Source organism: Streptomyces sp. NPDC051909 (genome assembly GCF_040681095.1).
Taxonomy (GTDB): Bacteria; Actinomycetota; Actinomycetes; order Streptomycetales; family Streptomycetaceae; genus Streptomyces.
On record NZ_JBFAYA010000007.1, the window covers coordinates 200,341 to 219,271 of the forward strand.

General features: G+C 71.2%; 11 protein-coding genes. 5 read left to right on the forward strand and 6 right to left on the reverse strand.

Annotation, left to right across the window (positions count from 1 at the left end; genetic code table 11):
- Window positions 1–13: 13 nt before the first annotated feature.
- Genes AB0M18_RS13845 through AB0M18_RS13865 form a run of 5 tightly spaced genes read left to right on the forward strand, consistent with a single transcriptional unit; the run spans window position 14 to window position 5,015 of the window.
- Complete coding sequence (locus AB0M18_RS13845) at window positions 14–526, forward strand: hypothetical protein (protein ID WP_365757348.1); 513 nt, start codon at window positions 14–16, stop codon at window positions 524–526.
- Between the two features lie 31 nt (window positions 527–557).
- On the forward strand, window positions 558–1,043 hold the full coding sequence (locus AB0M18_RS13850; protein WP_365757350.1) for a cobalamin-dependent protein: 486 nt from the start codon (window positions 558–560) through the stop codon (window positions 1,041–1,043).
- Window positions 1,040–2,431, forward strand: a complete 1,392-nt coding sequence (locus tag AB0M18_RS13855) for a methylaspartate mutase (protein ID WP_365757352.1) — start codon at window positions 1,040–1,042, stop codon at window positions 2,429–2,431. Before AB0M18_RS13850 ends, AB0M18_RS13855 begins: the two co-directional genes overlap by 4 nt.
- Window positions 2,431–3,729 carry an MFS transporter gene (locus AB0M18_RS13860; RefSeq protein WP_365757630.1) on the forward strand — a complete coding sequence of 433 codons (1,299 nt, stop codon included), beginning with the start codon at window positions 2,431–2,433 and terminating at the stop codon, window positions 3,727–3,729. The genes AB0M18_RS13855 and AB0M18_RS13860 overlap by 1 nt, the downstream gene beginning before the upstream one ends.
- A 41-nt stretch (window positions 3,730–3,770) precedes the next feature.
- Window positions 3,771–5,015, forward strand: coding sequence for an ATP-grasp domain-containing protein (locus AB0M18_RS13865; RefSeq protein ID WP_365757354.1), 1,245 nt, complete (start codon window positions 3,771–3,773; stop codon window positions 5,013–5,015).
- 10 nt (window positions 5,016–5,025) lie between these two features.
- On the opposite strand, the gene AB0M18_RS13870 is transcribed toward AB0M18_RS13865, so the two are convergent.
- From AB0M18_RS13870 to AB0M18_RS13895, 6 genes are all read right to left on the reverse strand, one after another.
- Window positions 5,026–5,763 (reverse strand): response regulator transcription factor, encoded by a 738-nt coding sequence (locus AB0M18_RS13870; RefSeq protein WP_365757356.1) that lies wholly within the window; start codon window positions 5,761–5,763, stop codon window positions 5,026–5,028.
- A gap of 231 nt (window positions 5,764–5,994) precedes the next feature.
- The gene (locus AB0M18_RS13875) at window positions 5,995–7,212 is read right to left on the reverse strand and encodes an MFS transporter (protein ID WP_365757358.1); all 1,218 of its coding nucleotides are present in this window, start codon (window positions 7,210–7,212) and stop codon (window positions 5,995–5,997) included.
- A 126-nt stretch (window positions 7,213–7,338) separates the two neighbouring features.
- Complete coding sequence (locus AB0M18_RS13880; RefSeq protein WP_365757360.1) at window positions 7,339–8,217, reverse strand: alpha/beta hydrolase; 879 nt, start codon at window positions 8,215–8,217, stop codon at window positions 7,339–7,341.
- Between the two features lie 83 nt (window positions 8,218–8,300).
- Window positions 8,301–14,474, reverse strand: coding sequence for an amino acid adenylation domain-containing protein (locus AB0M18_RS13885; RefSeq protein WP_365757362.1), 6,174 nt, complete (start codon window positions 14,472–14,474; stop codon window positions 8,301–8,303).
- 88 nt (window positions 14,475–14,562) lie between these two features.
- Window positions 14,563–16,362, reverse strand: coding sequence for an amino acid adenylation domain-containing protein (locus AB0M18_RS13890; protein ID WP_365757364.1), 1,800 nt, complete (start codon window positions 16,360–16,362; stop codon window positions 14,563–14,565).
- A gap of 171 nt (window positions 16,363–16,533) precedes the next feature.
- Window positions 16,534–18,927 carry an amino acid adenylation domain-containing protein gene (locus AB0M18_RS13895; RefSeq protein ID WP_365757366.1) on the reverse strand — a complete coding sequence of 798 codons (2,394 nt, stop codon included), beginning with the start codon at window positions 18,925–18,927 and terminating at the stop codon, window positions 16,534–16,536.
- Between the last annotated feature and the right edge of the window lie 4 nt (window positions 18,928–18,931).

The following is an 18,931-nucleotide window of genomic DNA, read 5'->3' on the forward strand; positions in this document are numbered from 1 at the left end:
GAAGGCGACAACCATGACGACCCAGACCATCGCGAACCTCGACGAGCTGGCCGAGTACCCGGCCGAGTGGCAGCACGCCGAGAAGCGCATCCACCCCGGCGAGAACCTGAGCATGCCGGAGGCCTACCTGAAGTGGTACGACATCCGCACCGCCGACCAGCCGGCCACGCCGGAGGTCAGCGACGAGGCCCGGGCGTTCCTGCGGAACGAGGTGGCCGAGGGCCGGCTGGAGTTCCGCAAGGAGCTCGGCTACGTGCTGCTGCACCGCTGCGGCGAGAAGTACTTCATGCTCGTCTGCGTCTGGCGCAACAAGAACGAGATGTGCCAGGGCATCTACTACAAGGACGACGCGGGCTTCCTGCCGTACGAGGGCGCTCCCGGCTACCTGCGCGCCACCCAGGAGGTGGTCGAGCTGGACGCGACCGCCCACGAGCGCCGCGCCTGGTCGCGCTACCTGCAGTCGAACCGTGACGCCGCTGCCAAGCAGGCGTACATCGACGACGCCTGCACGGGCCAGCTGATCTGATCCCGAACCCACACCCTGGGAAGGAGCCGTCGTGACACGGCGGGAACAAGGGCCCGGCCTGCCCGGCACAGACGGCTGCGCCCGGGTGGTGGTCCTCGGCGTCGCCGCCAGCGACAGCCACGCGGTGGCGAACCACCTCATCGCCCACGGTCTGCGCGAGCTCGGCTTCACCGTGGTGAACCTCGGCACCTGCACCGGTGTCGCCGAGTTCGCGGCCGCCTGTGCCGAGCACCCCGAGGCCGAGGCGGTCCTGATCGGCAGCCTGAACGGGCACATCCACGAGGACCTGCGGGACCTGCCGGCGGCCCGGGAGTCGGGAGCCATCCGCTGCCCGGTCGTCGTCGGCGGCAACCTGTCGGTCGGCAGCCACAAGGACGCGTCGGCCCACGAGCGGCTCTACGCGCTCGGAGTCGACCGGATCCTCACCGACGCGCAGCAACTGCCGGGAGTGCTGGACGAGTTGCGCGCCGAGTCGGCACGCCGGACGGAGTCGGCCGCGCGTCACGGTGCCTCGTGACCGGGCCGCGCCTGCTCGGCGGCGACACCCGTCCGCGCGGCTCCGCGCTGCCGAGGCTCGGCGAGTCGGCCGCGTACATCCGGTCCCTGGGCAAGCCGACCGCGGCCGAAGTGCTCGACCGGGCCCGCGCCCGTGGCCGGGTGGCCGTCCAGCCGCGCTGCGGCGTGGGCGGGCACGAGGAGATGCTGCGGCTGCTGCGCACGCTCGAGGCGGAGGCGGAGCCCGACATCCTCACCGTGACCATCGACTCCCACACCAGGCTGCGCCGCTTCCGGCAGGCCCTGCGGACGCTCAACCGGAATCCGCAGGACCTCAACGGCTATCCGCTGGTCACCCACGGCTGGCGACGCGGACGGGAGCTGAACGAGGCGGTGGCGGTGCCGCTGGAGATCCGGCACGGATCGCCCGACGCCGGTCTGCTGTTCGCGGTCTCGGTCGCCGCCGGCATCACGTCCTTCGAGGGCGGCGGGATCTCCTACAACCTGCCCTACTCGAAGGACGTGCCGCTGGCCGAGTCGCTGGCGGCCTGGTCGGCCGTGGACGGGGTCTGCGGCGAACTGGCCGAGCTGGGGGTCGTGATCGACCGGGAGCTGTTCGGAACGCTGACCGCGGTCCTGGTCCCCCCGTCGATCAGCCTGGCGGTCAGCGTGCTCGAAGCGGTCCTGGCGGCCAGGGCCGGCGTGCGCTGTGTCTCCATCGCCTACCCGCAGGGCGGCCACCTCGCACAGGACGTGGCCGCCCTCCGGGCGATCCCGTTGCTGGCGGAGCGCTATCTGCCCGAGGGGGTGACGGTGCATCCGGTGCTGCACGAGTTCATGGGGGTCTTCCCCCGTCGGCGCCGCGACGCCGAGGACCTGATCCTCTTCGGCGCCCTGGTGGCCCGGCTGGGGGGCGCCACCAAGATCATCACGAAGACGCACCAGGAAGCCGCCGGCATCCCCGACACCCGGGCGAACATCGAGGGGCTGCGGCTGGCGGACCGCGCCAACTCGCCACTGCTGGGCTTCCTCTCAGTCGACGAGGACCGGGTGGCCGAGGAACTCGAGTGGATCCTCACCGAGGTCGACGAGATCGCCGGTCCCGTGCTCGACCGGGGGCCCGACCTCGCCGCGGCGATCGTCGACGCCTTCGCCGACGGCACGCTGGACATCCCGTTCAGCGCCAGTCGCCATGCCAGGTCCGCCATCATCCCGAGCCGCGATCCGCAGGGGGCGATCCGGTACCTGAACGCCGGATCGCTGCCGCTGTCCCGGCGCTCGGCCGAGCGGAACCGGACCCTTCTGGGCGTCGGCTCCGCCGCCGCCCCGGCCCGCATGGGCGCGCTGCTGGCTTCGCTGACCGCGGACATCAACTACTTCCCCAACCTGTTCGAGGAGGAACGGCCGTGATGCTCTCGCCCGCCGCGCTGCGGAAACGGTGGAGCCGGTCGGTCATCGGCCGTTCGCCTCAGCTGAGGAGGCTGACCGGAAGCGCGATCCTGTCCGAGACCGCCGACGAGTTCATCAGCGTGGCCCTGATCTGGGTCGTGTTGACCACCACGCAGTCCCCCGTCGATGCCGGACTCGTCGTGCTGTGCCGGAGGATCCCCGAGATCGTCTCCGGACCGCTGCTCGGCCCCCTGTTCGACCGGCGGCCGCCGGTGCCGCTGACCATTCTCGGCTATCTGACCCGCGGCGGTTCGGTGGCGGCGATCGCCGTCCTGGCGCAGCTCGACCTGCTGACCCTGCCCGTGCTGCTGGCGCTGTGCGTGTTCATGGGTGTCACCAACCCGCTGGCCAAGGTGGGCAGCCGGGTCCTGATCCCGCGGATCGTCCCGGCGAAGGACCTCCAGGTGGCCAATGGCGTGCTCACCATCGGCGACCAGTTCCCCTACCTGGTCGGGCCCGCCCTCGGCGGCGCGCTGGCCGGCTTCACCGGCACCTGGTCGCTGTTCGTGCCCGCCGGCATGTGCCTGCTGGCCCTGGTCATACTGATGCCGCTACGGACCGCCGGGGTCCGCGACGTGCCGGGGAAGGCCGATCCGAAGCAGGCCCCGCCGGCCGCCGGCCGGGCCTCCTGGTTCGGCTTCCGTCCGATGCTGACCATTCCGGTGGTCCGCGCCATGATGCTGCTGACCGTCCTCTACTACATCTCCTACGGGCCCCTGCTGACGGCCATCCCGGTCTTCGCGAGCTCCGAGCTGGGCACCGGTGGTGCCGGCTACGGCGCCATGTGGTCGGCGATGGGAGTGGGCGCGCTGGCGGGCCTGGTGACGATTCCCCGGCTCGCCCGGATGCGGCCGGCCGTGGTCAACTCGGTCGGCGCGGCGCTGTGGGGCGTGGTGCTGCTTCCCCTGGTGCTCGTCGACTCCCTGCCGGTCGCCCTGGCGATCATGTTCGTCGGCGGGGTCGTCTGGGCTCCGTACGCCGCGACCGAGATCAGCGTCATCCAGAGCACCGTCCCCGACGACCAGCACGGCGCGGTGTTCGGTGCCCGCCGCTCGGTCATCGTCGCCTCCTCTCCGACCGGTGCGGCTCTGGGCGGTCTGCTGCTGGAGCGGATGAGCTCGGTCCAGGTGATCGGGCTGTCCGCGGTGGCCTGCGTCGTCGGCGGGCTCGTCTGCCTGGTGCTGCCCTCGGTGCGCTCCACCGGGCCGCTGACCCCCGCCGGCCGGCCGGCGCCCGAACTCTCCACCACGGCCGAATGACCCGTCACCGAACGGGACCTGGAACGATTGGGAATCACGCTATGACCTCGACCAAGCGCCTGCTGCTCATCGGCGGCTACACCGACCATCTGCTCAAGGCCGCCCGTGCCAGTGGTGGCGCGGAGATCGTCTGGTGCCAGTTCCCCGAGGAGATACGCCCCGAGCACGCGGACCTCGCCTCCGAGATCTTCCCCGTGGACTTCACCGACTGGGAGCAGCTCCGGCCGGTGGTCGAGAAGGCCTATGAGCAGGGTGCGTTCGACGCCGTCGTGTCGTTGACCGAGCCCGGGCTCGACCCGGCGGCGCGGGTGAACGACCTGCTGGGCCTGGGCGGAACCGGCTACGAGGTGAGTCACCGGTTCACCGACAAGTGGCTGATGCGCCGTCGGCTCGCGGAGGCCGCCGCGCCGGGTGCCGCCGTGGTGGGTGCGGAGCTGGTCACGGACCGGGACGGCATGGCCGAGTTCGGCGCCCGGTACGGCTACCCGTTCATCGTCAAGCCGACCAGCGGCACGGCCAGCTTCGGCGTGGTGAAGGTGAACGGCCCGGAGGAGGTGGAGGGAGCCTGGCAGGAGGTCTGCCGACTGCGCGACTCCGGTCACCCGCTGATCGGGGCCTACGACATCGACCGGTTCATCATGGAGGAGTTCGTCGAGGGCCCGCTGTGCAGCGCCGAGGCGTTCAGCTTCGACGGTCACCACGTGGTGATGGCGATCACCGAGGCGATCACCGAGGAGAGCAACCACGTCCACGTCGGCCACGTCATGCCGGCCCGGCTGACGCCGGAGCTCGAGGCGGCGGTGGTCCGTGCGACCTGCGAATTCCTGGACGCGCTGGGCTACCGGGACGGTGCGAGCCACACCGAGTTCAAGCTGAGCCCGCGCGGCCCGGTGATCATCGAGTCGCAGAACCGGGTCGGCGGTGCGCTGCTCACCGACATGGTCGAGTCGGTGTACGGGACGAGCCCGCAGGAACTGGCCTTCAGCTGGGCGCTCGGTCTGGTACCGCCCATGACCGAGCGCCCGGCCGGCCGGGGCGGCGCGGCCAGCTGGCTGATCGTCGCCGAACCGGGCCGGGTCCGTGAGGTGCGCGGGCTCGACGAGGTGCGCGGAGCCGCCTCGACCCTGGGGGTCGACCTCTGGGTGGGGCCCGGTGACGTCATCCGGTCGTTCGACGGCCAGTGGGACGGGCTGGGCCACGTCGCCAGTCGCGCCGACACCGCCGATGACGCCATCCGGGTCTGCCAGGAGTCGCTGTCCGCGCTCCGGATCGTCACCGAGGGCTGAGCACAGTGGATCAGCGCGCTCCGAGCAGACAGTTGTCCCGGGCGTAGACGATGGCCTGGGTGCGGTTGCGGACACCGAGCTTGCGCAGCAGGTTGGACACGTGGAACTTCACGGTCTTCTCACTGAGGACCAGGGACTGCGCCACCTCCTGGTTGGACATGCCGGTGGCGATGAGCTCGAAGATCTCCTGCTCCCGCGCGGTCAGCGAGTCGATCTGGTCCGGCCCGGGCAGGGTCGGAAGATGGGCGCCCATCAGGTCGACCAGCTTGCGGGCGAGCGGCGGAGGGACCACGGCGTGGCCTTCCGCCACCGCGCGCACCGCGGTCGCGATGTCGTCCAGCGCTCCGTCGTTCAGCACCAGGGCGTCGGCGCCCGCGCGCAGGAACGACAGGGCGCTGTCCACGGCGGCGGAGTCGGCGAGAATGACGATGCCGACCCGCCCGGCCGGGCCGTCGCTCCCGCTCCGCCTCTGCTCCTCCCGCAGCCGCCGCACCACGGCCAGGGTGTCCCAGCCCGGGTCGGCGTCGTCGATCAGGACGACCTGGGGGGCCTTGGTGTCGAGGGACCGGTCCAGGTGGAAGGTGGAGCCGGCCTCGACCACGGTGCCGATGCCGGGAGAGCCGGCGACGGCGGTGCGCAGTGCGGCACGGGTCAGCGGGCGGCCGGCCAGGATGACGACGCTGATGGGTTTCCGTTCTCCCGGCCTCGCTGAACCGGCCGCCTGCGATGGCGGGTTGTGTACAAGCACTGGATGCCCTCACCCGTCCCGTGGGGGATCGTGTCGCACGGGACGTTGTAGATCTTCGATGAACAGGAGTGGATGACTGTCCGAAGCGAGCTGTCGTCGGAGAACCGGACTGAGAGCCGACCAAGCCCCCGTGCCTGGCGATCCGATGTCACATGCATGACAGACCGTAGTTCTCTGGGTAGTGGTTTGTCAGCCGAGAATCTCCTGCGCACGCAGGGATTGCCGAAACATTCACCGGACCGAGGAGCCGCGGCCCGCAAGAGCCCCGGCGGACTCCGCGGCCAGAGCCTTCCGTCCGGCCGGAAGGAGCGCGGCGGTCGCCGCGACGGCGGCCATCAGACAGCCCGCGGCCAGGTATCCGGTGGCCAGGCCGAACTCCGAGACCAGCGGCTGGACGACCAGCGGTGAGCAGAACTGCCCGAGGAAGGAGCAGAGGACGCCGATGCCGATGGCCCGTCCCTTGATCCGGGCCGGCGTGATCGCCAGCAGCCAGGCGTTCAGATTGGTGATCGCGAACGCCAGGCCCGCCCCCATCAGGACCAGCGCGGTCAGCACGACGGAGTAGCTGCCCGCCAGTCCGAGCAGGACGTTCGCCGCCGCGATCAGCAGGAACGCCACGACCAGGATCTGCCGGTAGTTCAGGTGCCGCGCGATCCGCTTGTACTGGGTCGACGTGAGCGCCCAGACCAGCCCCACCAGGGAGAGCAGGGCGCCCGCCTGGGCACTGCCGCTGCCGCTGAACGACCGGAGGTAGAAGGGCAGGTTCACCGGCACCATGAAGTAGACGACCATGTTGAGGAAGAGCAGGACGTAGACCACGGCCATCACGCCGAACGGTGCCCGCTCGTCGGCGGCCTCCCCTTGCGCGGGACCGCCGGCCGCCGCGGCCTCGGGTTCCCGGAGCAGCAGCACCACACCGGGGACGAGCAGGAATCCGACGGCGTAGATCAGGAACGGCCAGCGCCATCCCTGGAGCGCCAGCAGACCGCCCAGGAAGACGAAGACCACGTTGCCCAGCGCCATGAACAGAGACTGCCGCCCCATGGAGATGCCGATCTGCCCCCGGCTCGTGTAGTCCGCGATCAGGGCGGTGGCGCAGGTCGCGACGCCGGAGACGGCGACGCCCAGGAGCAGCCGGGACAGCAGGATCGCGGACAGCGACGACAGCACGGCGCCGGCGCAGCCCGCCACCCCGTAGAGCAGCAACGCCACCACGAAGAGCCGCTTCCGCCCGAACCGGTCGACGATCAGCCCCATCACCGGGGCGCAGAGACCGGCCGACAGCGCGGGCACGGTCAGCGACAGGCGCACCAGGAAGGGCCCGTCAGGCGTCCCCGCGAAGGCGTCGCCCATCCGGGGAAGGCCGGCCGCGATCGCCGTCGTACCGATGATGGTGATCGAGCTGGCGATCATGAGCGTCAGGTCTCTGAGCTTCGTGCGGTAGTCCATGCGCTGGGTGGTCCCGTTCTCCTCGGTCGGACGGCTTTCGCCGCGTGGGGGGCGGCCCGGATGTGGGGGGGCCGGCGATGCCGGGCACAGGAGTGCCCGGCATGGCCGGATGGCGGCACGGTGCGGTCAGAGGCTCGCCACGAACCCGGTCACCAGACCGGCGAGGGTGTCCGGCATGGCGAACTGGACGGCGTGCGGAGCGTCGAGGACGTGGACGACCGGCGGAACGCCGGTCACCTTCTCGGCGAGGAGCGCGGTGACCCGGTCGTGGTCCACCAGCCGGTCCTCGCGGCCGAACACCGCGAGCACCGGGATGTCGCCCAGCTCGGACAGCACCGCCCGCGAGCGGTCGGCGAGCTGGTTCCAGACGTCGACGGTGCTCGGGGTGACCCGCCGCAGCGTGAGCTCGTCCTCCATCGCGAAGGCCAGCCACTTCTCCTCGGTGGTGAAGTCGGTGGGCTGGAGCGGGACCGGCACGAAGGCGTGGTCCGGTTCGGGCTTCACGCCCAGCTCCTCGACCACCTCGAACACCGCCTGCATGCTCATCCGCAGCACGTCGCCGTAGCGCTCGTGGAACACGAAGCCGGGCGTGACCATGATCAGGCTGGACAGCACGCCCTGGCCGGCCAGTTCGGAGGCGATGATGGCGGCGATCTGACCGCCGAAGCACCACCCGGCCAGGTGGACCCGCCGGTACGAGCCGCTGAGCGACCGCACGAAGGAGACCACGTCCTCGATCTCCCGTGCCTCCGAGGGCAGGTGCCCCCGTCCCTCACGGTTGAGGCCGGAGCCTCGCCGGTCCAGGGCGATGAAGGAGAGGTCCGAGGTCCCGACGACGGCCTCCGCGAGCGGCGCCTGCCAGCCCGCGTGGCTGACCCCGCCGTGGAGGATCACCACCACCTCCTCACCCGCCGGGCTGCCCCACCGACGGTAGTGCGAGAGGTAGCCGTCGGACTGCCGGTGGGTGTCGATCACGAAGCCCGGGTCCGGGAGCTCGCTGGTCATGCGGTGTTCCTTTCCGAAGGTCGACGCCGTGGCGTCAGTGGAGCGCGGTGCCGGCGGCGGCACCGCTGCGGTGTTTCTCCGGGTCACGGGTTTCCCGGCCCGGTCAGGACGTCCGTCAGCTTGAGAACGTGCTCCGACACCTCGGTGACCGGTGTGTGTTCGTCCGTGGCGAGGTGGGTCAGGATCGCGTCGTACAGCTCCGCGAGGCTCTCGAGGTATCCCTGCGGAAGCACCCGCCCGTCGGCGTTCAGGGTGACGACCAGCCGTTCCTGCAGCAGGTCGTACCCGACGTTCACCAGCAGGGCGAAGTGGCTGTGCTCGAACCAGCGGATGCCGGTGAGTGCCCCTCGTCCCGGGTCCGCCGCGCCGTCGGCCCTGGCCGCCACGTCCCCGTAGTTGGCGAACTGGGTGTAGTTGAAGGCGACGTCCGTCAGCCGCTCGCGTCCGACCAGGCGCTGGATGTCCCGCAGGGGGTAGCGGCGATGGGGCAGTGCCCGACGGTCGTCGGCGAAGGTCTGGCGGACGAGCGAGAGCCAGCTGTGGCCACCGACGTCCTGCCGGAAGGGCGGGAAGTTGAGGAACATCCCCATCGCCTCCTCGGCGCCCTCCTCCTCCAGCCGCCCTCCCGCGAAGACCGCCGTGAGGACGTCCGGGCAGTCCTGCAGCCTGCTCATCACCACCAGGTGGGCGGCGAGCAGGACGTGCTTCAGCGGCACCCCGGCCCGGCCGGCGAGAGCGGTGAGGGCCCGCTGTGTCGCCGGGTCGACGGTGAGCTTGGTCTCGGCCCACCGGACGGCGGGCGCTCCCCCCGCCGCCGGGCGGGGAAGCGGCCGGTACGCGCTGCCGCGCAGTTCGTCCTGCCAGAACGTCCGCTGCTCCGCCGAGCGCCGGCTCTCGACCTCGGCCGCGACGTAGTCACGGTAGGCCGGAACGGTACGGGCGGGACGGCTGACCCGGCCCGTGTCCAGGGCCTCCGCGTAGAGCCGGACGAAGTCCCGGACGAAGAGCGAGAGGCTCCAGCCGTCGATGACGGAGTGGTGGAAGCTGAGGCTGAGGGTGAAGCGGTTCGCACCGCGCCGGTGGGCGGTGAAGCGCATCAGCGCAGGCGAGGCCCAGTCGAACCCGACGCCCTTCTCCCGCTCGAACCAGGTGTCGAGGGCCGCCTCCTGCTCCCGTTCGGCCAGCGCCGACAGGTCGAGGACGTCGAGCCGGGGCTCCGCGGTGGCGAACACCAGCTGCAGCGGCTCCGGGCGGGCGAGGTCGAACGCCGTCCGGAGCGTCTCGTTCGCCTCGACCAGCCCGGTCAGCGTCGCCCGCAACAGCGTCTCGTCCAGGGGCAGTTCCAGGTGATAGCTGAACACGTCGTGGTAGACGGCCTGGGCGACGTCCAGGTCGTGCTGTTCGATCATGTCCAGCTGCAGTGCGGTGGCCGGGTAGGCGTCGACCACCTCCACCGGGAAGTCCTCCCGCGGACCGCCGGCCAGCTCGAACGGGCGCGTGCGCCGCTGCTCCTGCCGCACCGCCGGGCCGCCGCCGAGATGGGCGGCCAGCCGCCGCGGCGTGGAGTGGTCGAAGACGTCCTTCATCGCCGGCCTGATGCCGAGTCGCTTCAGCCTGGCGACCACCCGGATCGCGGTGATCGAGTCGAGGCCCAGCTCCAGGTGGTCGTCGTCGGGACCGATCGAGGCCAGCCCCAGCGCCTGGGCGACGACCTCCCGGATCTGCCTCTCCAGTGCGCCACCGTCGCCGCCGGCGCCGTCGGTGCGCTCGCCGGTGCCCGCCGCGGCGTGGGCCGCCCGTACGTACTCGTCGAGGTAGCGGGTGACGACGGCCCGGTCGAACCGCGCGGCGTCGTAGTTGACGGTCAGCGTCATCTCGCCGGAGAAGTGGTCCCGGTGGGCGTGCACGACGACGCCGAAGTTGGTCTGCTCGAAGTAGCGCACGCCGGTGATCTCCACCGAGGCGTCGTCGTCGGCCCGGTAGACATGGAAGTCGGTGTAGTTGAAGACGCTGTCGAACAGCTCCTCGTGGCCGCTGCGCTTGAGGATCTCGGCCAGCGGGAGGCGTCGGTGGGCCACCGCGCGCTGCTCGAAGGCGAAGGCACGCCGGAACAGCGCCGCCCCCTCCTCGTCGACGCCGCGCAGCGGTACGGGGACGGTGTTGAGGAACAGACCCGCCAGTTCCTCGCCGCCGGCGATCTCCGGACGGCCGTTGACGACCAGGCCGGTGACCACGTCGGCGGCACCGGTCAGGTGCCCCAGGACCCGGACGTGGAGGCCGAGCAGCGCACTCTTGAGCGGCACACCCAGCTCACCGCAGAGCGAGCGGAGGGCCGACACCGTCTCCTCGGGCAGAACGCGTCCCGCCGATGCGGGCTCGGTGTCCCGGGCGCCGGCCGGGCCGGCGGCCGGGAGCCGGCTCGGGGCGAAGCCGTCCAGGGACTCCTGCCAGAACCGGGCCTGGTCCTCGGACGCGCGGGCCTTCTGCTCCAGGGCCACATAGGAGCCGTACGAGGGCTGTTCGGCCCCGGGGAGCGGCAGCGCGCGCCCGGCGAGGAGAGCGGCGTAGCCGCGCCGCAGCTCCTCCACCACCAGCGCGACGCTCCAGCCGTCCAGGATCACGTGGTGGAAGGAGAGGCTGAGGGTGAACCGGTCCGCACCGCGCTCGTGCACCGTGAACCGGATGAGCGGGGCCTCCTCGAAGTCGAACCCGTGCCGCTTCTCGTCCTGTGTCCAGCGGTCGACGGCGGCGTCCTGCTCCGCCGGCGCCAGGCCGGTCAGGTCGGCGAACTCGACCTGGGGCTCGACCGTTTCGTGGATCAGCTGCAGCGGCTCGCTGAGTCCGCTGAGGTCCACCGAGGACCGCAGCTGCGGATGGCGCCGGACCGTCGAGCGGAGCGCCTCGGTCAGCAGGGACCGGTCCAGGCGTGCCCGGATGTCGTAGGAGAAGATGTCGTGGTAGACGGCCGAGTCCTCATGCAGCATGGAGTGGTAGATCATCCCCGACTGCAACATGGTCAGCGGCCAGGCGTCGGTGACCGAGGGGGCCAGCTCCCGCCGGTCCTCGGGGCGGACCAGGGCGAACGGCGGCTGGGCCGCCCGCACGGTGGCTCCGGTGCGCTCGGTGGCCAGGTGCCGCGCGAGCTCCCTGACGGTCGGCAGCGCGAAGACGTCCTTGACCTCGACCTCGTACCCGCGCTCGCGCAGCCGGGCGGCGACCCTGATGCTGGTGATCGAGTCACCGCCGAGCCGGAAGAAGCTGCTCTCGACGCCGATCCGCTCCACGCCGAGGACGTCCTGCCAGACCTCGACCAGCGCGCGCTCCTCGGCCGTCTCGGGGGCGACCAGGTCGTCGGCCCCCTGGCCGGACTGCGGCATCGGGTCCGGCAGGGCCTTGCGGTCCAGCTTGCCGTTGACCGAGGTCGGGATGGCCGGGATGGTCATGAAGACCTGCGGCACCATGAAGTCCGGCAGCTGGCGCTTGAGGGCCTCCTTGGCGTCCGCCGCCGAGAACCCGTCTCCCACCACGTAGGCGACCAGCATCCGGTGGGTGCCGCTCTCGTGCAGGACGACGGCCGCCTCGCGGACCGAGGGCAGGGCCTGGACGGCGGCCTCGATCTCGCCGAGCTCGATCCGGAAGCCGCGGAGCTTGATCTGGTTGTCGATGCGCCCCAGGTACTCGATCTGACCGTCCGGCAGGTACCGGGCGAGGTCGCCGGTGCGGTACATCCGCGCCCCGTCCGCCGCGTCGAACGGGTCGTCCACGAAGGCCTTCTCCGTGAGGTCGGGCCGGTTGTGGTAGCCCTCGGCCAGTCCCACACCGGAGATGCAGAGCTCTCCCGGAACGCCCACGGGCTGCAGTTCGAGGTGCCGGTCGACGATGTGGAGCCGGATGTTGCCGATGGGCCGGCCGATGGGCACGACCCGGCCCGGATAGTCCACGACGCAGGGCCAGTGGGAGACGTCGATCGCCGCCTCGGTCGGTCCGTACAGGTTGTGCAGTTCGCAGGAGAGTCCCGCGTAAAACTTCTCGACCGTGCTGTACGGCAGCGCCTCACCGCTGCAGAAGACCCGGCGCAGGGACGCGCAGTCCTCCGACAGGTGCTGCTCCTCCAGGAACACGTTGAGCATCGAGGGGACGAAGTGCAGCGTCGTGACCTGCCGGTCGCGGATGACCTGCCGCAGGTACTCCGGGTTGCGGTGCCCGCCCGGCTCCGCCATGACGATCCGGGCACCGAACATCAGCGGCCAGAAGAACTCCCACACCGACACGTCGAAGCTGAACGGAGTCTTCTGCAGCACCCGGTCGGCCTCGGTCAGGCGGTACTGCTCCTGCATCCAGTACAGCCGGTTGAAGAGCGAGACATGCCGGTTGACCACGCCCTTCGGGCGTCCGGTCGAGCCGGAGGTGTAGATCATGTAGGCCCGGGAATCCGGCGACAGGTCGACCGCGGGGCGGGAGTCGTCGGCCGACTCACGCGCCAGATCCGCCAGCAGGGCCGGCTCGGCCCCCAGGTCGGCGACCGCCTGCCGGTATCCGCTCTGGGTGAGGACCAGAGGCACGGCCGAGTCCTCGATCATGTACCGGACCCGGTCGGCCGGGTATTCCGGATCGATGGGTACGTAGGCCAGCCCGGCCTTCAGCACGGAGAGCAGCGCGACGACCATGTCGGCCGAGCGCTCCATGTACACACCGACGAAACCGGAGCCGCTCCCCTGCCGGGCGCGCAGGGCGTGTGCCACGCGGTTGGTCCGGCGGTCGAGTTCGGCGTAGGTCAGCGCCTCGTCGCGGAACTCCACGGCGACCGCGTCGGGCGTGCGTGCCGCCTGCTCCGCGATGAGGTCGACGACGGTGGCGTCCGGGTAGGCCACGTCGGTGGCGTTCCACTCCTCGGTGATCAGCCGCCGCTCCGGCTCCGGAAGGATCGAGACCCGGGACACCTCGGCATCGATGTCGGCCGCGAGCCGGCCGAGCAGGTGGACGTAGTGCCCCAGCATCCGTTCCACCGTCTCCGGGTCGAACAGATCGGTGTTGAACTCGGCCTCGAACTCGACCTCGTCACCGTCCTCGATGACGTAGAGCAGCAGGTCGAACTTGCTGGCCACCCGGTCGACCGGATAGGGCGCGCAGACGAGGCCGTCGCCGAGCGCGAGGACCCGGCGCTCGCCCAGCAACGTCATCATCGTCTGGAAGACCGGACTGTGGCTGGGGTCCCGCTCGACGCCGAGCCGCTCGAGGACCTTGGGGTACGGGGCGTCCTGGTGCTCGAGCATCTGCAGGACGGACTCGCCGGTCCGCTCCAGCAGCCCCCGGAAGGCGAGCTTCTCCTCGAAGGAGAACGACATCGCCGCCGTGTTGACGAAGCAGCCGACCACGTTCAGGTGGTCGTAGTCGTTGCGGTTCAGCACCGTGGTCCCGACGGTGACCCGGTCCTGGCCGGAGTACCGGTGGAGCAGCAGCGCGTAGGCGGACATCAGGACGCTGAACTCGGTGCTGTCGCACTCGCGGCGGCACGTCTCGACCAGCTCGTGCACGGTCTTGCGCGGCATCCGGACCGATCGGGTGGCACCCCGGAAGGTCTGCGCCGGAGGCCGAGGCCGGTCGGTGGGGAGCTTGAGCAGCTCCGGGCCGTCCTGGAGGGCGTTCGTCCAGTACGTGATCTTCTCGTCGAACTCGCCCTGCCGGTAGGAGTCCCGCAGCTCCCGGACGTGGTCGGAGTACCGGGCCGCCAGGTCGGGCAGGCGGGCGGGTGCACCGGTTTCGGTCAGGGATGCGTAGTTGTGGTGGAGTTCGTCGAAGATGACGCCGAAGCTCCAGCCGTCCAGGGCGATGTGATGTGCCGTCAGGGCGAACACGCACTCGTCGTCCGCGATCAGCGCGACGACGGCGCGCCAGACCGGCCCCGTGGCCAGGTCGAAGGGCCGCCGGTAGGCCGCGTTCACCAGCTCGCGGGCGCGCTGTTCGGCCGCCTGGCGGTCCAGGTGTCGCAGGTCGACGATCTCGGTGGCGTCCGGCACCTCCTCCCGTACGATCGCGCGCAGCCCCTCGCCGGTCTCCGCGAACACGGTCCGGAGCGGCTCGTGGCGCGCGACCACGGCCGCGAGGGCGGCCCGCAGCAGGTCGGTGCGCAGCGGTCCGCGGATCCGGAAGGCGAGTGACTCGTTGTAGGCGGGTTCGTCCTGCCGGGCCATGCGGTCCAGCAGCCAGAGGCTTTCCTGGGTGAAGGAGAGCGGGAGACCGCCCTGCTCGGAATTCATCGTGATCGTCCCCGTAAGTGAGCATGCGAAGCCCGCACAGGCGGGCTGCAAGGAATGAAAGAGTGAAAAGGGAAATGCGGGGCCGAAATCAGCCGCGCCCGGCCGAAATGGCGCCGATACGCCGCAGCCGGAACAGTTCGGCGGGAGTGATCGAAATTCCGCGCTTCTTGGCGCGGGCGATCATCAGCAGACCCGCCATCGAATTCCCGCCGAGCTCGAAGAAGTCGTCCTCGACACCCACGGAAGGGACCGCCAGGACCTCCGACCAGATCTCCACGAGCAGGCGCTCGGTCTCGTTGCGGACCTCGCCCCGGCCCGGCCCGGGCTCGATCAGGGTGGCCGCGGAGGCCGTCAGCGCGGCCCGGTCGAGCTTGCCGTGGGCGGTCAGCGGGAACGGGGTCAGGGTTCTGAACAGCGCCGGGACCATGTAGTCCGGGAGCCGCCCGGCCAGGTGATCCCGCAGAGCGCGGAGTTCGAGGTGCGCGGGATCGGCGTCGAGGTAGGCCACCAGCCGGTCGTCGCCCCCACCGGGACCCGGCTCGGGGACGACGGCGGCGTTCCGTACGCCGGGGTGGCGCGCGAGGTGGGTCTCGATCTCACCCAGCTCGACCCGGTGTCCCTGGATCTTGACCTGGTCGTCGGCGCGGCCGAGGAACTCGAAGACGCCGTCGGGATGCTCGCGCACCAGGTCACCGGTGCGATACAGCCGCTCCTGCCCGGCGGCGACCGAGGGGCGGGTGACGAAACGGTCGGCGGTCAGCTCCGGGTTCGCCAGGTACCCGCGCGCCACCGCCACACCGCCGATGTGCAGCTCCCCGGCCGCTCCCGCCGGGACCGGGGACCCGTCCGGGTCCAGGACGACGGCCAGTACGTTGTCGACCGGCCGGCCGATCGGCACGAAGCTGCGCGGGTCGTCCGGACGGCAGGTCCAGGTCAGGACCTGCACCGAGGTCTCGGTCGGACCGTAGAGGTTGTGCAGGGGGACGGGGAGGGCGGCATGGAACCGGTCCTGGAGCTCGCGCGTCAGCGCCTCGCCTCCGCAGAAGACGTGCCGCAGCGAGGTGCCTTCCGCCAGCGCCGGCTCGTCGAGGACGTGCCGCAGCATCGACGGCACCAGCTGGAGGGTCGTGATGCCGTGGTCCCGGACGGCCTCCGCCAGATGGCGCGGGTCGCGCTGGCCCCCGGGCTCCGCCAGCACGACCGTGCCCCCGGTGACCAGCGGGAGGAAGAACTCCCAGACGGACGCGTCGAAGGTGTACGGCGTCTTCTGCAGCACGCGGTCGGCCGTGGAGAAGCCGTACTCGCGGGCCATCCAGCCGAGCAGGTTGGTGATCCCGGCGTGCTCCACCACCACGCCCTTGGGGGTACCGGTCGTACCCGAGGTGTAGAGCACGTAGACGGCGTCGCCGGGCGCGACCGTGACACCGGGCGGGGATTCGGGCAGTTCGGCGAGCTCGGGCGCCGACGCGAGATCGAGCACCGGGACGGGCGCCGGGGCGGCGGGATCCGCCGCGTCCCGCCGGTCGGTCGCCGCATCCGGCGGCGTGGACCGGGTGACCATCAGCTTCGCACCGGACTCGGCCAGGATGAGGTCCCGTCGCGAGGCCGGCGACTGCGGGTCGACCGGAAGATAGGCGGCGCCCGCCTTCATCACGCCCAGGAGTACGACCGGCAGCTCCAGGCAGCGGTCCAGCTGGACCGCCACGAGATCACCGCGGCCGATGCCGCGGCGCAGCAGGAGCCGGGCGAACCGATTGGACCGCCGATCGAGCTGCCGGTAGCCGAGCCGGTCGCCGCCGAACGAGACGGCCGTCAGATCCGGGGTCCGGTCCGCCTGCTCCGATATCAGTTCGTGCACGACCGACGACAGCCGGAATTTATTGGACATGCCACCCCCAAGGCATTTTTTACTGCTGGTCCGTGACAGAACGTCAACGAATGACCAGGTCACGTGGCCGATCCATGCTGCCAGCCACCAAAGAGACCGTAGATCGCCGACAGCGCACCGTCAACGCAAATCCGCGTCCGGTATTCGGACCTTAGTCACACAGAATATGTGTCAGGTCGATGAACCATCCGCGGGAACGGCCCCTCGTCGCCGGCGGCGGCTCGCGCCGCGGCCGAGTCCGTCGAAGGCCGGAGCCGGCAGCGCCGTGCGGTCGCACTTGCCGTTGGGCGTGAGCGGCAGGGCCGCGAGCGGAACGACGGTCGCCGGAACGCACTGCTCGGGCAGTCGGCCGGCGATGTGCCGGCGGACGGCGACGGCCGTGTCCGCGTCCAGCTCCGGCGTGACGTACAGGACCAGCCGTGGCTCGGAGCCGCCGTCCCGGCGCACCAGCGCCACCGCCGAGTCCACCGCGCCGTGTTCGCGAGCCACCGACTCGATCTCGCCGAGCTCGATCCGCAGACCGCGGATCTTCACCTGGTGGTCGCGCCGGCCGCGGAACTCCAGTGCGCCCTCGTCGTTCCACAGCACCAGGTCACCGGTGCGGTAGAGCCGTTCGCCGGTGCCGTCGACATCCTCGACGAAGGCCGCCGCGGTCAGCTCGGGCTGCGCGAGGTAGCCGCGCGCCAGGCAGACACCGCCCAGGTACAGCTCGCCGACTTCGCCGGCCCCGACCGGCCGGCCCGCCTCGTCGCGCACGGAGAGCCCGACGCCTCGGATGGGCCGCCCGATCGGCACGGTGGGCCCGGGCTCCGGCCGGCGACAGGTCCAGTGGGTGACGTCGATCGCGGCCTCGGTCGGACCGTAGAGGTTGTGCAGCGGCGCGTCGTGGGCCTGCGCGAAGCGGTTCACCGACTCCGGCGTCAACTCCTCCCCGCTGGCGAAGACATGACGCAGCGACGGGCAGGAGAACGGTTCGACGCAGGCGAGGAACAGGTCCAGCATGGACGGAACGAAGTGGACGACGCTGATGGACTCCCGCCGGATCGTCTCGGCCAGGTACTCCGGGTCCCGGTGGCCGTCCGGACGTGCCATCACCAGCCGGGCCCCGGCGGTCAGCGGCCAGAGGAACTCCCACACCGAGACGTCGAAGGTGTACGGCGTCTTCTGGAGCACCGCGTCACCGGCCGCGATGGGGAACTGCTCCTGCATCCAGCGGATCCGGTTGACCAGCCCGCGGTGCGGAACCGCCACACCCTTCGGCCGGCCGGTGGAGCCGGACGTGTAGATCACATAGGCCAGGTCGGTGTCGTCGGGCTCCGAGCGGTTCGCGGGTCCGGCGGGGTCCGGCCGGCGGACGGTCTTCCCGGCGAGGTCCAGGACGCACAGCCCCGGCTGCTCCGGGAGCCCGGCCGCGACACCCTGGTCGCAGAGCAGCACCGGCGGCCGGGCCTGGTCGAGGATGTGCTCGACGCGCGCGGCGGGCCAGGACGGGTCGACGGGCAGGTAGGCGCCGTCGGCCAGCAGCACCGCCACGATCGCGACCGCGAGGGCCACCGACCGCTCGGCGACGATGGCGACGGGGACGTCACGGGTCACCCCCAGGTCGCGCAGCTGCTCGGCCAGTGACCCGGCACGCTCGGCGAGTTCGCCGTAGGTGATGGTCTCGTGCTCGTCCGAGACCGCCGGATCGCCCGTGTCGCTCTCGAACCGGCGGAGGATCAGGTCCGTGATCCGCGCGCCGTCCCGGGCCGCCGGCGGCCCCTGGACCGTGGTCGCGTCCGGGGACGAGATCCGTCCGACCAGACGGTCGAGCAGCGCCGCGACGCCGTCGTCGGCCAGCAGGGTGCCGGTGGGCAGCGGCAGCCGTTCCACGAGGACGCGCTCACACGGCCAGGAGGGGTGGAGAGAACGCTGTCCGTCGTCCCCGAGCACCACGGCGTCGGGCAGCAGCCCGGGGGGGACCGGGGTGTCCAGCGTCCGCAGGAGAAACCGGAACCAGCTCCGGTAGCGGTCGGTCAGGTGCGGGACGGCGAACTCGATGTCCTCCTCGGGCACCTCGTCGGCGCGCAGCTTGGTCGCCAGCGCGTCCCGCAGCCCCTCCACGATCGCCGGCACCGTGAGGTCACCGTGATAGCCGTCGACCGAGGCACCCCCGAGCTTCTCCCGGAGCGCAGCGACGTCTGCCCGGACCAGTTCGGCGGTCATCCAGCTCGGCTCGACGAGGATCACCCCGGGACGGCCGGATCCGCCGTCGGCGAGGCTGTCGGCGATGTGCAGGGCCAGCGTGGCGGCGCTGCAGTAGCCGAGGACCACCGCCGGCGGCTCCCCGGTTCGCCGCAGCTGCGCGGCACAGGCACGGGCGAGCTCGACGATGTCCCGCTCCGCCGCCTCCGTCGGGCCGTTCACCGCGTCGAAGCGCAGCACCGGCCGGCCGGCGGCGGTCTCCGCCACCGACGCGGAGAGGGTGCGACGCGCCGTGAACTCGTTGAAGTCGACGACGAGCACGGGCCGGCCTGTTCCGGGGCGCAGCTCGGTGATCCGGACGTCTTGGGGTTCACTGTTCATGGAT